Source organism: Zoogloea sp. (genome assembly GCF_030157465.1).
Lineage (GTDB): Bacteria > Pseudomonadota > Gammaproteobacteria > Burkholderiales > Rhodocyclaceae > Zoogloea.
In genome coordinates this window covers 77,535-92,260 of record NZ_JAOAUU010000005.1, presented here as the reverse complement: position 1 = coordinate 92,260, position 14,726 = coordinate 77,535, and the positions used below count along the sequence as shown (strand labels likewise).

Genomic DNA, 14,726 nt, shown 5'->3' with positions numbered 1-14,726 from the left:
CCCGGCTTTAATCCATGCGCTGCTGGTAGGGTCTTCTGTGCGGGTAACCAAGTTATACCGCCCCGAGAGCGTTGGGCGGCTTGTTGTGGAGGGCTGATACCTGTGATTTCCGGGCAGTTCCTTGATCGAAATCGCATCAAAGTAGGTGACTGCTCCTGCTGAGGCGCTACCGGCAACCACATACATCTGAGCCACTGTAGCCGTGAAAACAATGCGACCAAAAGTCTGTATCGAGGAGGTCGTGAGTACGGCTACAAAAGCGCCGGAGCCTGCCCCTATGCTGCTGGTGCCTACTTGCAAACATGCAGTCACCCCGCCTTCCGCCCGCGCTTTTCCGGTCATGACATAAGTTTTTCCGACCGTAAGCGACACAGGGGATACCTGCCGGCCGAATGCCGCAGTAGATGTGACCTGCATCTCCCCGCCGACAGCCGCTGCTGAGGATTGATACGTTGACGATGTTGACCAGCCGGCAGTCCCGTCCGAAAACTCGCCGTTTGAAACAAGCTCTGGCCCCCGCACCAGCCCAAGCCGTTTATCAAGTTGCAACCCAACCGGAGGGTCAACTTGGCCTTGGCCGGGCATGTACACAGGTGTTGTCCCGGCGGAGTCTTGATACATCGTGCTCAGGTCTTGATCGTCGTACCAAAACCCTTGTTCGCCATTTCTCCACAGCCCGGCAACGATCGCCGCGACGGGCCTTTCCTGCCCGCCCCGCCGCCCCCGAAACACCCTATCTAGCGCACCCATCGCTCAGGCCTTGTCGAAGTAAGCCACTTGGGCGCTGCACGCGACCGCAGCAAACAGCTTGACGCTCGCCAGCGCAGTGTCGACGTAGTAGATCACCCCATCGTCGATGCGCGTGCCGACCGTTGCGCTCGGTGCAGTCGCGCCGTTGAGCGTCACGCGAACGGTGTTGCCGTCCGCCTGGATCGCGGCAGCAATGGAGCCGCCGGGCACGGTCAGCGTGGTGACGACGCCTGCAGCCAGGGGGATTGTTTCCCGCCCGGTGCACGTCCGGGCCGCAGCAGTTACCGTGCGCGCAGCACCCGCCGCTGGCGTCTTGGCGTCGATCGACTGCACCGCAACTTTCACCGCCAGCTGCGTGACTTCCGTCGTGTCCGACGTGCCCCCAGAACCCCCACCTGCGGCCCCCGACACCACGAGCTGCCCCGCGTCGTTGACTTGCAGGGGCACCATCTTGCCGCCTGCGGTTTGCCCGTAAATGAGTCCAGACATGGCGTGCCCCTTAGCCGATGCGCTCGGAGACGTTGGCCATTATGGTGAGGCTCGAATCGCCCTCGCCAACCCCGATCGGACCGGTTACGAACGCCTGGCTGAGCATGTAAACAGCGCCGTCTGCCAGGCGCACGATCACGTCTTCGTCCTTGATGTCGTTGAGGGCGTCGATGCTGATGCCGCCTTGAAGGTTGATGGATAGGTCCAGCTTGGCCGGGGTGCTGGTCTCCGTGTAGCCGCCGTCCTGCGCAAGCCGGCCGGCTTTGTGGGTGCGGGTGGTGCCGCTGGGAGTGAAGGTGCCGGGCTTGTCTGCGAGGGGCAGCTTGCCGATGCTCGGTACGGAAATGCTGCGGATGTTGTTGAGTTGAGCCATGTTCGAATGTCCTTTGAAGGGCCCTTGTCAGGCCGTTAGCGCGTGGATGAGAGGGGCCAGAACGGGCCAGGCCAGGGCGAAGATCAGGGGCCAGACGATGCAGGCCACAAGCCAGTTGCCGGCGATCTGATCGACGAGCCAGGGGATGGCCACCCACACCAGCCAGCCAGCCACCACGGATACCGCAAGGCAAAACAGGGCAAGGTCAAGCGGGGTGGCCGGCATGTCACACCGCCTTTTGAAACTCGCCGCGGCCGGCCAGCACGTACCAGGGCGACAGCAACACCGGGGTGTCGCGGTAGTTGATGCGGCTGGGGTTGGTAGTGTCCTGTTCAACAACCAGGGTGCTCTTGTAGTAGTCGTAGGCCTGCACCCAGCCGTAGTTGCGCATCAGCGTTTCGCGGTAGAGCGTGAGCAGGTAGGCGCGCACGTCATCAACAGTCGTGATGCGCAGGCCCGGCCGGTAGCCCTCGTTGTTCTTGGCCACGGCCGTGCCGGTAAAGCGTGTCGCCGCGCCGCGAATCTGCTCGTAGCGGATGCGCTCCATCACTTCGGCGGTGTTGATGTCGAGCCAGGTGTCGTCGGCGCTGCCGTCCGGCTTGGTCTGGTACATGCTCACCAGGCGCTTGATAGCGCAGGTGCCGTCCCGGGCCACGGTCATCACGCTCATGCCCTTGAACAGCAGGCTGTTGGCTTGCGTCCAGTCGAAGTAGCTCACGCCCACCAGGCCGGTCAGCGCACGGCCCTCAAGGCTTTGAACCGGGTTGTTGTAAAGGGCCGGCGCGGCGCTGGCCGCAAGAATGGCCGCGGCTTCCCACGTGCAGGTGGGGTTGGTGCCGATGGCCAGGCAGCACATATGCACGCCGTTGCGCGCCTGGCCGAAAGCGGTAGCGGCTGCCGAGTCACCCCGGAAAGCCATAAAGGCCCGAAAGCCTTGCTGCACCGGCGGGGCATAGCGGCGGGTGGATTCGGTCTCGAAGGCCGTGAGCGTGGCGGTGTCGGCAAAGCCCAGCGCCACGTAGCGAAACCAGCGCTGGCCGATGATCGCCGCCAGGTCGCCCACCGCGGGGTTTCCCGATCCGCCGGTCATGCCGACGATGGTCACGGCCAGCCCGGTGGGCGTGCTCTCGCGGTACAGGTTGAGGCGTACGTCGATATCGTTGCCCACCGTGCCCTTGTGCCGGGCGGCGAGCGTTACCACCGCGGCGTTGGCGGTCGCGGTTACCGGGATGTCCGCAACCGTGAATGCGGCGGCGATGGCGGTGGCCACTGCCGCCACGGCCATGCCGGCCGTAATGCCCACGCTCACCAGCTTGCCGGCTACGTAGATCGACAGGGTGCCGGCTGCCGTGGGGGCAGCGGTTACCGTGATCGTGCTTGTGGCGGCCACGCCAACGGCGTTGTCGGCATAGGGCAGGATGTAGAGGTCGAGCGTGGGGTCGATGGCGCGGTAGCGGGCCACCATCTGCGCGAGCATAGAGCCGGCGCCGGCCTTGTTGATGGCGTCCTGCACGCTGGAAATCTGCACCACCTCGCCCGCGGCGGCATTGCCAGCGGCCAGCTTTTGGCCCACCAGCAGCACGGCGGGAATGTCGGCGCCAAGGCTGGCTTTGCTGCCATCCACCTCCACATACACGCCGGGGTAACGCAGGGCGGCGGGGATCGTGTTGAAGTTGATCACTTAGATATCTCCGGTGTTGGCCAGGCCGCCAAATGGGAGCGGGTCCGGCAGGTAATTGGTAACAAGCGCGTCGAGGGTGTAGCGGTCGGCCCAGTAGATGTCGCCATCGGTGTATTCCAGCGCCTTGCCGCCCCGCCACTGGATGGGGCGCACGTTCGGTTCGATTTCCCACCCTTCCAGGCGTGCAAGCACTGCGCGGCGGTAGTCGAGCAGATCGTCATCAGTGCTGCGGGTGTCGGACATGCGCACGTTTTCGATCGCGATCACCACGTCAAAAGCAAAGCTGCCGTTTGCTGCACGCTCCCCGGCGCGCTGCACCTGGTCGGCGGCCCGCACCACCCAGCAGGCGGGCAAAGGCAGCTCTTGAACATGCAGCTGGGCATAGTCGGCAGCCTGCCCAACCAGCCGAAACCACAAGTGCGCAAAGCCGGCCGGCTGCGGCCGCAGGTGCTCGACGAGGGGCGTGAGGGAAATCATCAGGCGTCCTCGAGGGGGGCGCTGCGGCCGTAGCGGCTGGGGTTGCTGGTGATGATGGCCAGGTCACTTTCCAGCGCCGGCGCATCGGGTGCCGCGGGGATCAAATTGATTTCCCCCCGGGCGTGGGCTTTGAGCGTGGCCAGCGCGGCTTGATAGGCCTCGGTTTCCTCCTTCGTGGCCTTGTTGCCGGCCAGGTAAAACAGGGCCACGGTGCTGGCCAGCCTGGCCAGCAGGCTAGTGAGCACGTCCGCGGGGATGCCGTAGCTGAAGATCAGCGCATCGGCGTCCAGCAGAGCCTTGTCGACTTTGTCGAGCGCACCCGCCAGGGCGGGCCGCTGGTCGGCCGGGTAGCTCGCCACGTCGGTGCCCTGCAGCACAGCCCGCACGGCGTCGAGCGGCTGCATCTGCATGTCGGTGGGCACCGCAAGCTGCGCAATGCGGTTGGCACTGCCCCGGGCCAGCAGGTCAAGGCGGGTGGCGAACATGGCTTACTTGCCCGCTTTCTTGGGCTTGGCGGTGTCGTCGGGCGCGGGCTCGACGGCGGCCTTGAGCTTGTCGAGTACCGCGTCGCCCTTGTCGAGCACCGCGTCGGTAGCGGCGGCGTTGTCCTGCGCGGCCTCCACCGGGTTATCGACGATGCGCTTGAGGGCCTCGTAGGCCTGCACCAGGTGCGCATGGTCATCCAGTGCATTGGCCAGGCGTACCTTGGTGTCGGAAAACTCGGCACTGACGCTGGCGAGCGCCTCGCGGGCAGCGGTCAGGTCGGCCTGAAGCTGGTCGATTTCGGCAAGGCGCACCTTGATCTCGCGGCCGGCTTCTTCGCGGTCAGCGCGGCGGTCAAGCTCAAAGTGGCTGGAGATGGCGTCGAAGATGGCGTCGAGCGTCGACGTGCTGAGCTGAGTGCCCACGATGTCGATGATCGTGCGCTCGAGGGCGGTGCCGCCCACGGGAGCAGCCTGCTGGAGGGGCGAGCCGCCCTCGGCGGTGGGTTCGAACCCTTCGGGCTCTTGCTCGCTCACCTCCAGCATCTGCTCTTCGGCAAGGCGACGCGCGGTCGCCTCATCCACATTGGTCAAGCGCATCCAGGCGCGGGTAAAGGTGTGGCCGGCCCGGTTGAAGCGTTCAACATTCTTCACGGCCACGCGTACATACAGGGTTTTCATGGGGAGTCCTTTCGAGGGGTGGCTTACAGGGCCAGCCACGGGGTAACGACGAGCTTCACTTTTTCGAAGTTGGTGTTGCTGCCACCGCCGGGCAAATCGCGGGCCTTGAGCAGCTGCTCGGCTGCAACGCGGTTGTCGGGGCCCACCACCAGCAGATCGGGCGAAACACCCAGCAGCCGGCCGCCGTCGCCCTTGCGCTTTTCCATGGCCTTGAACGCGTCGTTGAAGTTGGCGGCGGTGAGCGCGGCCTTGCTGGCCTGGGCCAGCTGCCAAAAACCGTAAGCCGCGGCACCACGCCAGCGCCCGCCAAAGCTGTACACGTCCAGGTCGAACACGTTGGGGTTGTTCGCGCTGGTGACCGCATCAAACTGGGGCTTGATGCGCTCTTGCATATAGATAGCCTTCGGCGCCCGCTCGGTGCACATCAGCACCCAGGGCTCCAGCACGCCAGCCTGCATGTTGCTCTCGGGGGTGACCGCGCCCGTGCCGTCCTCGTTTGCGTAAACCGGGTGATCGGTGTCGAAAAAATACTGGCCGTCGTAGCACAGCGAGCTGAAGCCGTTTTTGATGGCTTGGAAGATCAGGTCGTTTTGCAGATCGCGCACCGACTGGCCGTAGCCCGACGCGACGTCGCCGTAATGGCCAAAATCGTCGTCTTCGATCTCCGTGCGCGGGATGTCGATGGTGGCTTCGAACTTGCGGTTGGGCACCGTGTAAGCCATTTCGGCCACGGCCTTGTGCAGGCGGCTGCCAACCCACTCCCGGAAGGCCGGGAACTGGGTGAGCCAGGCGTAGGTGTTGCTCTTGCTAGAGCTGGTGATGTAGCCGGCGACCTGGCGCCATTCTTCCTTGGTCAGGGCCAAGCCGGCGTTAAAGCGGGCTTTAAGGGTTGTGTGCAGTGCGGCGAGTTGAGCAGCGGTGAGCATGGGGTTCTCCGGGTTGTGTCAGGGGTGTGGGGTCAGGCCTTGGCCTTGGCGTATTCGTCGGCCGAGACGCCCATGCGGGAGCACATGGCGGTCTCTTCGGCGGTGAGGCCCTTGCCGGCCGGGGCGCCGCCGCCTTGGCGGCCACCGGCCGCGGCGAGCGGTGCAGCAGCTCCCAAAAACTCAGTCAGGGCGGCCAGGGACTGCTTTTCAGCCCAGCCCTTGAGCGTCGGCGGCAAGCGGCCATCGCCAAGGGCGGCGGTTACCAGGTCGGTGTGCTGCTGCTTTTCTGCGGCCAGGGCGGCCGTTACTTTTTCAGCGGCGGCGGCGGCGACGCTGGCTTGCAGGGTGTCGCGCTCGGTCGTCAGGGCCGCAACGCTGGCCTTGAGCGTGCCGACCTCGGCGGTGAGTGCGGCGGTGCTGCTCTTGAGGGTGTCGCGCTCGGTGGAGAGCGCAGCGATTTGCTCGGGGGTCATGGTGGGTTCCTTGACAGGGGGGGTGGGCAGAAAACTGCGGGCAAGCTCGGCCAGGGCATCCAGGCCGTCGAGCGCGGGGGTATTGGTAAGCGCAAACGAGAGGATTTCGAGCACCTCGCCGCTGGTGCCGGAGTAAAGAAAGACGGTGGAGACGTAGCGCACCTTGCGATCGGCAATGAGCTGCGCGGTGTCGCCCACCCAGCGGATGGAGGTTGCGTAGAGCCCGCGCCCCTCACGCCATTCGAGATCCCGAAACCAGCCGGCGGCTTCGACGCGCTTGCCGTTTTCCCGGGCGCGGAGGCTCTGATGCTCGAAGTCGATGAGGGTGTCGTTGCTGCGGGCCCGCTGCCGGGTGATCACCCGGCCGGCGATGGCGGCGTCGAGCTGCCAGGCCGTAACGTCGATCGGCCGGCCATCGACGGCACGAAACGGGCCGGGGGGCAGCAGATGCGCTTCGGTGGCACCGGCATCGATCTCGAAAACGAGGGCGGCCAGGGCGACGGATTCAGCGGCGGCGGTGGGGGTGTTGGGTGGCACGGCGACTCCTGTTGTGTGGAGTCATCTTCGGGCCGGGGCGGTTTTTTGAAACCGAGGGAAACGTTTCCCGTGGGGGGATTACGGGGCGGGGATAGGCGAGCGATTTAAACGGCCGTGGCGCGTTTTTGATGCCCAGACGGCCGAACGGCTGTCCATCGTGCTGGATAGGCCTTTCAAACGCGTTTCGTGCGATTCGAATGGGGTATTGCTTGGCTGCGGCCGTGGGGGCCGGCTGTAAGGCTTGATCGCGGGTCTGCAGCCCCGGATCAGCCCTTAAAACAGGCTCAGCTGGTCTTCATCCCGCACGATGTTCTGCACCTGGCGGGACGTGAGGTAGTGCTCGCGGGCGAGCCCGCGGAGCGATTGGCGGGCATGGTCGGCCCGGATCTGTGCGTCCCGTGCCTGCCGGTAGATCTTGTCCACCTTGGGGATCGGGCAACGGCCGGTAGCGTCGGTGTGGCGGGCCAGCGCCTCACGCAGGCGGGCAAACTCGGCCTCGCTAAGCCCAAACGCCCGCGCCTTGCGCTTGGGAATGTGCTGATTGACCCCGCCGTACTCTGTCAAAAACCGGGTAGCCGGGCCAATGCCAAGCGCCCGGACCACCGCGCGGTGTATCGGCGGCAGGCCCTTGAGCAGCTCGGGGTCGACATCCGGCCAGCCGAGGGATTGATAAGTGGCCATGGCAGCTACTCCCGCGCGAGCCAGGCCTTGAGGGCTTCGATCAGCTGCATGCGCTCCGCCACGGCCAGGGCGTCGAAGTTGGGCGGGGTTTCCCCCCCCATCTGCCGACCGCACCAGGCCAGCAGCGCCGCCCGCCCACCGTCCTGCACCTTGCCGGCCTTGGCCAGCAAACCCCACAGGCGCAGCAGCTGGGCCACCTGGGGCGGCACCTCACGGCGCTCGGCCATCTGCCGGCCCCGGCCGCCGGCCTTGGGCTTGTCGGCAAAGTAAGGCTTGCGGGGCCAGCCGCGCGCCTCGTAGTCCGCCAAGGCGATGTGCAGCTGGGAAAGCGTCAGCGTGGTTGCCGAATACCGCCCATCAACACGCTTGCCCCCGGCCCGCCGGATCAGATCCTGGTGGCTCTCGTCCGACCAGCCGGGCAGGGTTTTGAGTGCCCAGGTTTTGGCGATGCCAACCAACGTGCGGTAGTGCTTGACGAGATCAGCCATTTTTTCTCTCCCAGTTGTTGCACGTGCCGCACTCGTCGATCTTGATGCCCTTGGCGCCAGGAACGCAGGGGTGGCCGCATACGGTGCGGACATCGAAGCCGCCATCACGCCGCATGTAATTGACCATCCCGAACGATTTGCAGCGGCGGCAGCGGCGGGCGGCGTCGATCTGCTGCGCGTAGCACTCGCGGGGGCTGCGGTAATTGACGGCATGTGCCCAGCGCTGGCCGGGCGTGCCCTTGGCGTCATGCTTCATGGCCGCCCCCTTCCAAAGGCCGGGTCTGGATGCCGGCCGGGGTCAGCACAGTGCGGGGTCGGTCATAGGTGGCGTAGGCGTCTTCGGCGAGCTGCTCGACCAGGGAGAGATCGACCAGGCCGGGGCCGATGGCATCGCGCAGGGCCTGCGCGGTACGCAGCAGCGCGGCGGTGTGCCAGGCCGCTTCCTGCATGTCGCCGCCCATGAAGAAGGCGTGGTGGATGCCCTCATGCGCAACCAGCAGCGTTTCGAGCGACACGGCCGCCACGGCCAGGGCCGGGCGCGGAGTTTGATTGCTGTTCATGGCGCCCCCGTTACACCGCGGCAACGTCGAGGGGGATGGCGCGGTACCGGTCGCTGTCGCCGATGCGCTCGTACACCCGCACATAGCTTTTGCTTGCGACTACCTGCACGGCCTCGCCAATCGCCCGCATCGCGTTTTGCCAGCGGGTGTCCTTGATGTCGATGCGACGCAGCGCCAGCACGCGGCCGGTTGCGATGTTGCCCGACTTGTCCACCTGGAATGCGTCATTGACCAGCACATGCAGTTCGGCGCGGGCGCCCTGCGCCCACTCGCTGATGCACTCGTCGATCAGGGCCTTGGCAGCTACCAGGCGCTCGTCGAACGTGATGCACTCGGATACTGCGCGCTGCACTTTGTAGCGGCCGTCGAAAGTGCTGAGCGTGACGTTGCCCTTGCCCACGCTGCCGCGGGGCTTGACGCCGTACTGCTCGGACGAGAGTTCGATAAACGCTTCGATGTCACCGAACACCTTGCCCTTGAAGAGGCCGATGGCGTCGTTGAGGCTGCGGGCAGCCTGCACGATCTCGCAAACGAGCTTGTCCCGCTCGAGGTCGATGGGTTTGATGAGTTCGAGGGGCACAAGTCGGCCGGCACTGTCACGCATGTGGCCGGAGGGGATTTCGGGAGTGGTCGGGGTGGGGTTTGCTGCGGTCATGTCATTGTCCTCGTTTGGGGTTTGACGTTGGGGTAATGGATTTCACGGTGCGAAACTTTTCGATCAACTCTTTGAGCCGGGCCTTGTTGCGGGCGATCTCCGCCGGGCTCATCGGGGGCGCGGGCAAGGCCTTGGGCGGGTCGCGGTTGCCCAGCAGGTCGATGAGGTGCTTGGGCGCGGGCCAGCGTTCGGCCGTGGCGTAAAGCTGGCGCCAGGCACGGTCGATGCGGCGGGCGTCCTGGGCTTGATCCCACTTGATCCACGGCCGATCCATGGCCTCCAGCCACACCTGTGCAGTCGCGGGGATCGCGTCTTCGGGCGGGGTGCCGGGCAGGCGCAGCACCACCAGCTTTTGCAGGCCGGTAATCATCTGGATGCGCAGCCAGTCGGGGATCATTTGAGCTGCTCCAGCGCGGCCAGCGCCCCCAGGGTGCGGCTGCCCTTTACCGGCGCTGCGCTGCCCTGGCTCAACACCGCCCCGGCGGCTGGGCGCCAGCTGGCGATAACTGCATAGAGCCAGCTGTGGCTTTTAAGGGGCACCTTGAGGCGGCCGTCGTCACGGGCGGCCAGGCTTTGTTCCACCGCCCACACCCAGGCTTCGGGCGGGGCTTCGAACACCTGTCCGCCCGTGGTGATGCGCTGGGCCTGAATGTCGGGCAGCAGCTCGGCCAGAATCTTGGCTACGCGAGCCATGGACAGCTCGTTTTTGTCGGGGCGAAACAGCCCGAGGTAGCGCACCACGGCGCTGCCCAGCGGGCCACCCAGGGCAAACACCGACACCAGTGCCGAGCGGGCATCGTCGTGGGCAACCAGGGCGTCCAGGCTGAGCGCGGTGCCGCAGCAGGGGCAACGGGTTTTCATTTGCGGCCTGCCTTTCTGCCGGGGCGGGCATTGACGAGTTTGCCCATGGGCCAAAAGACCACCACCGAGCCGCCAGGGCGGTGGATGCGGCAGGTCATGACCTGGTGCTCGGCCACCAGCTCTTCGACGGCAGCCCAGGCGGTGGCCTCGCAGCCGCCGACCGTGGCCAGCAGGTCGCCCGCGTCCATGGGGTTGGCGGCGTTGTGCGGCTTGAGCGTGCTGAGGATGCGGGCGCGGGCACTCATGAGCGGCTCCCGGCAGGGGTGGCGGTGACGGGGGCGGCGGCCTGCGGCTGGCAGTCGGCGGCGAGGCGGCGCGCAGCGCGCACCCGCAGCTCGGCATGGGCTTCGACGGCCTCCAGGGCCACAAGCACCCCGGAGCCGAAGGCAAACACCAGGGACGCAACGACGATGTAGAGTTTTTGCATGGCGGGCGCTCCGGCTCAGGCGAGGGACTGGAGGCACAGGGCCTGCCGGGCCACGGCATCGACGAGCTTCACGTCGAGCACGCGGTCGCGGCGGAACTGCTTGATCGCGGCAATCAGGCCCTCAACGAGCATGCGGGCGCTGCCCTTGCTGTAGGCGTAGAGCCGGGCCACCACATCGTCGGCAACCTCTTCGGCGCCAAACGCGCTTTGCACCAGGGCGGCGGCGTCATCGGCGCTGATGGCCTGCACCGTTGCGGGCCAAAAGCCGGTGCGGCTGCGGATCTGGTCGAACTGCCCGTGCAGGGGCTTGAGGATGCCGGTGAGGTGCTCGGTGCCGGCCAGCACGATGCCAATGCCGGCTTTGTCGCGCAGGCGCCTCACGATGTGAAGCTGGTGCGGGGTAAGGGTTTCGGCTTCGTCGATGATGATCAAGCTGTCGGTGTCCGTGAGCTGCTCCACCACGGCCTCAAACTTGTCGGCCACGCTGGAGGCTTCGGTCACGCCCACAAGGCGGGCCAGCTTTTTGACGAGCGTTTGCGGCGTCATCGTCGGGTCGGCCTCAAGCAGGTGCGTGTTGGGCGTGCTGCGGGCGTAGTGCTTGAGGCTGTAGGTTTTGCCGGTGCCCACGTAAGCCGAAAGCACCGCAAAGTTGCGGTAGCGGCGGGCCATGGTGCAGGCAGTCACCGCGAGCCGGGACACGCTGGTCTCCACAATGGAGACGGCATCGGCGCTGGTTTCGTCGGCGTGGCGCATGGCCGATTCGATGGCCTTGAGCAACGGCGCCGGGCTGGTGGCGTAGCTGCCCTTGATGATCTGGTTGAGGCTGCTGGGGCTGATGCGGGCCAGCCGGGCCAGCGCGGCCTGGGAGTAGGCGTGCTGGCTGATCCACGCCTTGATGATGCCGATCTGGTCGATATCGGCCGGGGTGTAGTGGGCGGGCCAGGTGGGGGCGGTAGTGGTCATGGTGGGTGTCCTTTACGTGATGTTGAGATCAAGAATCAGGGGGGTGTCGGGGGTGTCCGGGGCGTCGAGCAGCAGCGAGTCGGGGGCGTCGATGGTGTTGCGGGCAACCGCATCGGCGTCGAGCACCAGCCCGGCGCGGGCCTGCTGTTCGGCGATCTTCTTTTCGAGCCGCTTGATGGCATCGGCGGCGCGCATTTCCCGCTTTTCGTCAAGGCGGGTGCCCATCACATCGATCGCGGCAACCAGGTGGGCATCGCAAATCCAGCGCCCGTCCAGGGTGCGGATAATCGCAACGGCGTTGTCCATCAGGTCGTACTCAAGCACCACCTTGGTGTGGTTCCAGGCGTGCAGGTCGGCATGCTTGTAAACACACTTGCCGTGGGTAAGCGAGGCCCGGCGCACGGTGAGCTGCACCGCCTGGCGCTTGAGTTCGCGCTCGGTGGCGTGGGGGGGTATCGGCACCAGCCCGGCCCACACCTGGGCACGGGTAACGCTGGCGTCCTCGGGGTGCGGGCGGGCGTGGTAGCGATCAAGCCAGGCGTTAAACGCGTCGGAAAACTGAGCCATCGTCGGGGGGCTCAGGCGGCCGGCTTTTATTTCCCGCACAACCTCGTTGCGCACCTCGTCGGCCATCTCGTGCCCGCAGTAAAAAGCGGGTTGCCACAGCTTGAGAAAGTCCTCTTTCATCGTGCGGAAGAACCGTTCAATCCAGCCCTTGCCGTGCGGGTTGCCGGGGATGGCGTGGATGATCTGCTGCACCCCGGCGCGCTGGTAAAAGCCGCAGATGTCGTTATCCATCAGCCAGTTCTTGTAGCCGGATCCGTTATCCACATAGAGGAAGGGCGGCACGTGGCCCCAGCGGGCAAAGGTTTCGGCCCACATGTTTTGCACAGCCACCGTGCCCTCGTGCTCATCGGCCCGCCAGCCCACGATGAACCGGCTCCGCATGTCCATCGACACCGTCAGCTCAGGGCGAAACAGGTCGCCGGTAACCGGGTGGGCGAGATACACGTCGGCGCGGTAGCCGTCGGCCACATACACGTCGCCGGCCAAAGCGTTTTGCGTGCTGCGCTTCACAAAGGCTTTTTCAGTGAGCCGGTAAAGGTTCTTGCCGAGGCGGGCCGGGCTATGACGTCCAGTCATGGCGGGCACCCCGTTGAGGTAGTGCCGCACCTGGTCGTAGGTGCAGGCGTGCCCATCCACTTCGGCAAGGCGGCGATGCACTGCCGCGATGTCGGGCTTGCTGGGGTTGTTGAAGTACTCGATAGCCGGGCCCCACCAGGCCGGGCTTTCGACAACCCGGCCCTTGTGTTCGGGCAGCAGGCCGGCGGGGCCGCGTTCGGCGCGGTAGCTGGCTATCCAGTCGCACAGGGCGCTGCGGCTGGGGGCAGCCTTGCCCCCCTTGGCCGTGGCCACCAGGGCCGCAGCAACGGCCCGGGGCAGCAGGCCGGCAGCAGCACGGTCGAGGGTGACGGCGATGGCGTTGTTCTGGCTCACGCCGGTATCCACCAGGGCTTGCAGATAGAGCACGACGGTTTCCCGTTGCAGGGCCACACCACGCGCTTTGTCGGTGGCCTCGCGCCAGGGGTCGCGGGCACGCAGGGCCAGCACGTTGGCGCGGGGCGTCGCGACAACGGCGGCTTTGCGGGGGCTGGGCTTGTTAGCCAGGGCGAGCGCGGCCATGGCTTACCCCTGCGCCTTCTTGGGCCGGCCGGGGCCACGCGGGCGGGCGTCATCGCGCAGCTGCTGGCGCACGGCGGCTTCGGCCTGCGTGCGGCCTTCGAGCGTGCGCCATTCGATCAGCCAGCGTTCGGCCTCGGCCGGGGTAAGAGCGTGCGGGCCGAGCACCCGATCCGGCAAGGGCTGGATGTCCTCGTCGCGGATGCGGGCAATCACATCCAGCCCGCGGGCAACCAGGGCATGCAGCGTTATCCAGATCTGGTCGATCTGCAGCTCACGCTCGGGCACGTCAACGTGCACGCTGGTGGCGGCTTCGTACATGCGCAGCAGGCTGTTGATGCTGGCCTCACACGTGCCTTGCAAAAACATGCACTCAGCGCGGGTATCTTCGGTGGCCGGGGTGAAATCCGTAACCAGCGCGCGGCTCTTTTGCAGCTTTCCGATCAGCCAGTCACGGCGCTCAAGTTCGGCGTCGTAGTTGGCTTCGCGTTTCTTGAGGGCCTTGACCTCTTCTTTCAGCTCGACGACGGTCATCATGTCGGCGTCGCCGATCACATCGCGCCCGCTCTTGACTGCCTCATCCATGAGCTGCTGCGGCACACCGGCCAGCAGCAAGGCTTTGCTCTTGCCGATCTTTGTAACCTGCTCGCGCTGGCCAGCCGGCAGGCGGGCGTAAAACTTGGCCATGCTGATCAGCTCGTACACACGCTGCTCGCTCAGGCCACGGTCGTGGAGCCAGCTCTTGAACGTGGCCGGGTCGTCGGCGGTTTCACGCAGGGTCTCTTGCGTGGCCCAAAAAGCAGCACCGGCCCGAACGGCATGGGCGAAGCTGCGGTTCATCTCGTCGATGCCGATGTCCAAAAACTCGGACGCAGTCATCGCGCCGATGCCGAGGCTGTCGAGGCAAATGGTGAGCTGGCTGGATTCCTGACTCCGCACATCCGGAGTCGCTGCAGGAAGGGCATCCGGAGCCATGCTTGCGGCAACATCCGGAGCCGCAAAAACCGGACTCCGAACGTCCGGAGTCGGCTCAGAAACAGGGGCCGGAGCGGCGGCGGGCTTGCGACTCCGGATGTGCGGAGTCGATTCGGGGACGATGCCCAGATCGATTTCGTGGTCGGCCATCATTCGGCCCCCAACACGATTCGGTTGAGCTTGTCGGCGACGGTCTTGCCGATGCCGTACTTGGCCTGGTTGCGGCCGTTGAGCACATCGCTGGCAGTGCGGTAGCCGAAGCCGTGCTTCTCGCACCACTGCTTGAGGGTGAGGCCACGTTGATGCAGGGCGTGCAAAGCTTTGGCCCGATCGAAAGCGTTCTCGCCGTCCTTCAGAGCACTCCGCAGCCTCTCATCGCGCTTCCGTGCTGCCTCCATGAGACTGGCAACAACCTGCTTATCTGCACCCTCGAAAATCTGTGCGCAGCACTCCTTCAGCTCATGGTCGGCCCAATCGATCTTGAGGTCGTCGAGCAGGTTCTGAATGGCTTGATCGATGGCGCCACGTGACATACCAACGTAGGAGGTTCTTTTCTCGCTCATGACG

Annotated in this window: 23 protein-coding genes; all 23 read right to left on the bottom strand. The window is 65.7% G+C overall.

Annotation, left to right across the window (positions count from 1 at the left end; all coding sequences use genetic code 11):
• The coding region (locus tag Q1W26_RS01280; RefSeq protein WP_300434808.1) for a hypothetical protein at positions 1–750 on the bottom strand (750 nt) is incomplete at its 3' end.
• A gap of 3 nt (positions 751–753) precedes the next feature.
• Positions 754–1,239 carry a hypothetical protein gene (locus Q1W26_RS01275; protein ID WP_300434805.1) on the bottom strand — a complete coding sequence of 162 codons (486 nt, stop codon included), beginning with the start codon at positions 1,237–1,239 and terminating at the stop codon, positions 754–756.
• Positions 1,240–1,249: 10 nt separating this feature from the next.
• Positions 1,250–1,612 carry a phage tail tube protein gene (locus Q1W26_RS01270; protein ID WP_300434802.1) on the bottom strand — a complete coding sequence of 121 codons (363 nt, stop codon included), beginning with the start codon at positions 1,610–1,612 and terminating at the stop codon, positions 1,250–1,252.
• Positions 1,613–1,639: 27 nt separating this feature from the next.
• Positions 1,640–1,837 carry a hypothetical protein gene (locus Q1W26_RS01265; RefSeq protein WP_300434799.1) on the bottom strand — a complete coding sequence of 66 codons (198 nt, stop codon included), beginning with the start codon at positions 1,835–1,837 and terminating at the stop codon, positions 1,640–1,642.
• Between the two features lies 1 nt (position 1,838).
• Positions 1,839–3,293 carry a phage tail sheath subtilisin-like domain-containing protein gene (locus Q1W26_RS01260; protein WP_300434797.1) on the bottom strand — a complete coding sequence of 485 codons (1,455 nt, stop codon included), beginning with the start codon at positions 3,291–3,293 and terminating at the stop codon, positions 1,839–1,841.
• Positions 3,294–3,770: a hypothetical protein gene (locus Q1W26_RS01255; protein ID WP_300434795.1), complete on the bottom strand. Its 477-nt coding sequence runs from the start codon at positions 3,768–3,770 to the stop codon at positions 3,294–3,296.
• The gene (locus Q1W26_RS01250; RefSeq protein ID WP_300434792.1) at positions 3,770–4,255 is read right to left on the bottom strand and encodes a phage protein Gp36 family protein; all 486 of its coding nucleotides are present in this window, start codon (positions 4,253–4,255) and stop codon (positions 3,770–3,772) included. The genes Q1W26_RS01255 and Q1W26_RS01250 overlap by 1 nt, the downstream gene beginning before the upstream one ends.
• 3 nt (positions 4,256–4,258) lie before the next feature.
• On the bottom strand, positions 4,259–4,933 hold the full coding sequence (locus Q1W26_RS01245) for a hypothetical protein (protein ID WP_300434790.1): 675 nt from the start codon (positions 4,931–4,933) through the stop codon (positions 4,259–4,261).
• Positions 4,934–4,956: 23 nt separating this feature from the next.
• On the bottom strand, positions 4,957–5,859 hold the full coding sequence (locus tag Q1W26_RS01240; RefSeq protein ID WP_300434788.1) for a Mu-like prophage major head subunit gpT family protein: 903 nt from the start codon (positions 5,857–5,859) through the stop codon (positions 4,957–4,959).
• A 32-nt stretch (positions 5,860–5,891) separates the two neighbouring features.
• The gene (locus Q1W26_RS01235; protein WP_300434785.1) at positions 5,892–6,869 is read right to left on the bottom strand and encodes a phage protease; all 978 of its coding nucleotides are present in this window, start codon (positions 6,867–6,869) and stop codon (positions 5,892–5,894) included.
• Positions 6,870–7,142: 273 nt separating this feature from the next.
• Entirely contained in the window at positions 7,143–7,550 is a 408-nt protein-coding gene (locus tag Q1W26_RS01230) for a hypothetical protein (protein ID WP_300434782.1), read from the bottom strand.
• 5 nt (positions 7,551–7,555) lie between these two features.
• On the bottom strand, positions 7,556–8,038 hold the full coding sequence (locus Q1W26_RS01225) for a regulatory protein GemA (RefSeq protein WP_300434780.1): 483 nt from the start codon (positions 8,036–8,038) through the stop codon (positions 7,556–7,558).
• A complete protein-coding gene (locus Q1W26_RS01220; RefSeq protein ID WP_300434777.1) occupies positions 8,031–8,294 on the bottom strand; it encodes a hypothetical protein in 264 nt (87 codons plus the stop codon). Before Q1W26_RS01220 ends, Q1W26_RS01225 begins: the two co-directional genes overlap by 8 nt.
• Complete coding sequence (locus tag Q1W26_RS01215; protein WP_300434774.1) at positions 8,284–8,598, bottom strand: hypothetical protein; 315 nt, start codon at positions 8,596–8,598, stop codon at positions 8,284–8,286. The genes Q1W26_RS01220 and Q1W26_RS01215 overlap by 11 nt, the downstream gene beginning before the upstream one ends.
• 10 nt (positions 8,599–8,608) lie before the next feature.
• A complete protein-coding gene (locus Q1W26_RS01210) occupies positions 8,609–9,253 on the bottom strand; it encodes a DUF3164 family protein (RefSeq protein ID WP_300434772.1) in 645 nt (214 codons plus the stop codon).
• A 1-nt stretch (position 9,254) separates the two neighbouring features.
• Positions 9,255–9,650, bottom strand: a complete 396-nt coding sequence (locus Q1W26_RS01205) for a hypothetical protein (RefSeq protein ID WP_300434770.1) — start codon at positions 9,648–9,650, stop codon at positions 9,255–9,257.
• Positions 9,647–10,114, bottom strand: a complete 468-nt coding sequence (locus Q1W26_RS01200; RefSeq protein ID WP_300434768.1) for a hypothetical protein — start codon at positions 10,112–10,114, stop codon at positions 9,647–9,649. Before Q1W26_RS01200 ends, Q1W26_RS01205 begins: the two co-directional genes overlap by 4 nt.
• Positions 10,111–10,359, bottom strand: coding sequence for a hypothetical protein (locus Q1W26_RS01195; protein WP_300434765.1), 249 nt, complete (start codon positions 10,357–10,359; stop codon positions 10,111–10,113). Before Q1W26_RS01195 ends, Q1W26_RS01200 begins: the two co-directional genes overlap by 4 nt.
• A complete protein-coding gene (locus Q1W26_RS01190; protein WP_300434763.1) occupies positions 10,356–10,541 on the bottom strand; it encodes a hypothetical protein in 186 nt (61 codons plus the stop codon). The genes Q1W26_RS01195 and Q1W26_RS01190 overlap by 4 nt, the downstream gene beginning before the upstream one ends.
• A 15-nt stretch (positions 10,542–10,556) precedes the next feature.
• Positions 10,557–11,504 carry an AAA family ATPase gene (locus tag Q1W26_RS01185; RefSeq protein WP_300434761.1) on the bottom strand — a complete coding sequence of 316 codons (948 nt, stop codon included), beginning with the start codon at positions 11,502–11,504 and terminating at the stop codon, positions 10,557–10,559.
• Between the two features lie 12 nt (positions 11,505–11,516).
• Positions 11,517–13,187: a Mu transposase C-terminal domain-containing protein gene (locus Q1W26_RS01180; RefSeq protein WP_300434759.1), complete on the bottom strand. Its 1,671-nt coding sequence runs from the start codon at positions 13,185–13,187 to the stop codon at positions 11,517–11,519.
• Positions 13,188–13,190: 3 nt separating this feature from the next.
• Positions 13,191–14,312 carry a hypothetical protein gene (locus Q1W26_RS01175; protein ID WP_300434756.1) on the bottom strand — a complete coding sequence of 374 codons (1,122 nt, stop codon included), beginning with the start codon at positions 14,310–14,312 and terminating at the stop codon, positions 13,191–13,193.
• Positions 14,309–14,722 (bottom strand): hypothetical protein, encoded by a 414-nt coding sequence (locus tag Q1W26_RS01170; protein WP_300434753.1) that lies wholly within the window; start codon positions 14,720–14,722, stop codon positions 14,309–14,311. The genes Q1W26_RS01175 and Q1W26_RS01170 overlap by 4 nt, the downstream gene beginning before the upstream one ends.
• Positions 14,723–14,726: the final 4 nt, after the last annotated feature.

What these genes read in the sequence shown, in the direction of transcription:
- Q1W26_RS01275 (WP_300434805.1), bottom strand. Translation starts at nt 1,239, where the DNA reads ATGTCTGGACTCATTTACGGGCAAACCGCAGGCGGCAAGATGGTGCCC.
- Q1W26_RS01245 (WP_300434790.1), bottom strand. Translation starts at nt 4,933, where the DNA reads ATGAAAACCCTGTATGTACGCGTGGCCGTGAAGAATGTTGAACGCTTC.
- Q1W26_RS01175 (WP_300434756.1), bottom strand. Translation starts at nt 14,312, where the DNA reads ATGATGGCCGACCACGAAATCGATCTGGGCATCGTCCCCGAATCGACT.
- Q1W26_RS01265 (WP_300434799.1), bottom strand. Translation starts at nt 1,837, where the DNA reads ATGCCGGCCACCCCGCTTGACCTTGCCCTGTTTTGCCTTGCGGTATCC.
- Q1W26_RS01225 (WP_300434780.1), bottom strand. Translation starts at nt 8,038, where the DNA reads ATGGCTGATCTCGTCAAGCACTACCGCACGTTGGTTGGCATCGCCAAA.
- Q1W26_RS01220 (WP_300434777.1), bottom strand. Translation starts at nt 8,294, where the DNA reads ATGAAGCATGACGCCAAGGGCACGCCCGGCCAGCGCTGGGCACATGCC.
- Q1W26_RS01170 (WP_300434753.1), bottom strand. Translation starts at nt 14,722, where the DNA reads ATGAGCGAGAAAAGAACCTCCTACGTTGGTATGTCACGTGGCGCCATC.
- Q1W26_RS01210 (WP_300434772.1), bottom strand. Translation starts at nt 9,253, where the DNA reads ATGACCGCAGCAAACCCCACCCCGACCACTCCCGAAATCCCCTCCGGC.
- Q1W26_RS01200 (WP_300434768.1), bottom strand. Translation starts at nt 10,114, where the DNA reads ATGAAAACCCGTTGCCCCTGCTGCGGCACCGCGCTCAGCCTGGACGCC.
- Q1W26_RS01190 (WP_300434763.1), bottom strand. Translation starts at nt 10,541, where the DNA reads ATGCAAAAACTCTACATCGTCGTTGCGTCCCTGGTGTTTGCCTTCGGC.
- Q1W26_RS01195 (WP_300434765.1), bottom strand. Translation starts at nt 10,359, where the DNA reads ATGAGTGCCCGCGCCCGCATCCTCAGCACGCTCAAGCCGCACAACGCC.
- Q1W26_RS01215 (WP_300434774.1), bottom strand. Translation starts at nt 8,598, where the DNA reads ATGAACAGCAATCAAACTCCGCGCCCGGCCCTGGCCGTGGCGGCCGTG.
- Q1W26_RS01270 (WP_300434802.1), bottom strand. Translation starts at nt 1,612, where the DNA reads ATGGCTCAACTCAACAACATCCGCAGCATTTCCGTACCGAGCATCGGC.
- Q1W26_RS01250 (WP_300434792.1), bottom strand. Translation starts at nt 4,255, where the DNA reads ATGTTCGCCACCCGCCTTGACCTGCTGGCCCGGGGCAGTGCCAACCGC.
- Q1W26_RS01205 (WP_300434770.1), bottom strand. Translation starts at nt 9,650, where the DNA reads ATGATCCCCGACTGGCTGCGCATCCAGATGATTACCGGCCTGCAAAAG.
- Q1W26_RS01180 (WP_300434759.1), bottom strand. Translation starts at nt 13,187, where the DNA reads ATGGCCGCGCTCGCCCTGGCTAACAAGCCCAGCCCCCGCAAAGCCGCC.
- Q1W26_RS01230 (WP_300434782.1), bottom strand. Translation starts at nt 7,550, where the DNA reads ATGGCCACTTATCAATCCCTCGGCTGGCCGGATGTCGACCCCGAGCTG.
- Q1W26_RS01255 (WP_300434795.1), bottom strand. Translation starts at nt 3,770, where the DNA reads ATGATTTCCCTCACGCCCCTCGTCGAGCACCTGCGGCCGCAGCCGGCC.
- Q1W26_RS01240 (WP_300434788.1), bottom strand. Translation starts at nt 5,859, where the DNA reads ATGCTCACCGCTGCTCAACTCGCCGCACTGCACACAACCCTTAAAGCC.
- Q1W26_RS01185 (WP_300434761.1), bottom strand. Translation starts at nt 11,504, where the DNA reads ATGACCACTACCGCCCCCACCTGGCCCGCCCACTACACCCCGGCCGAT.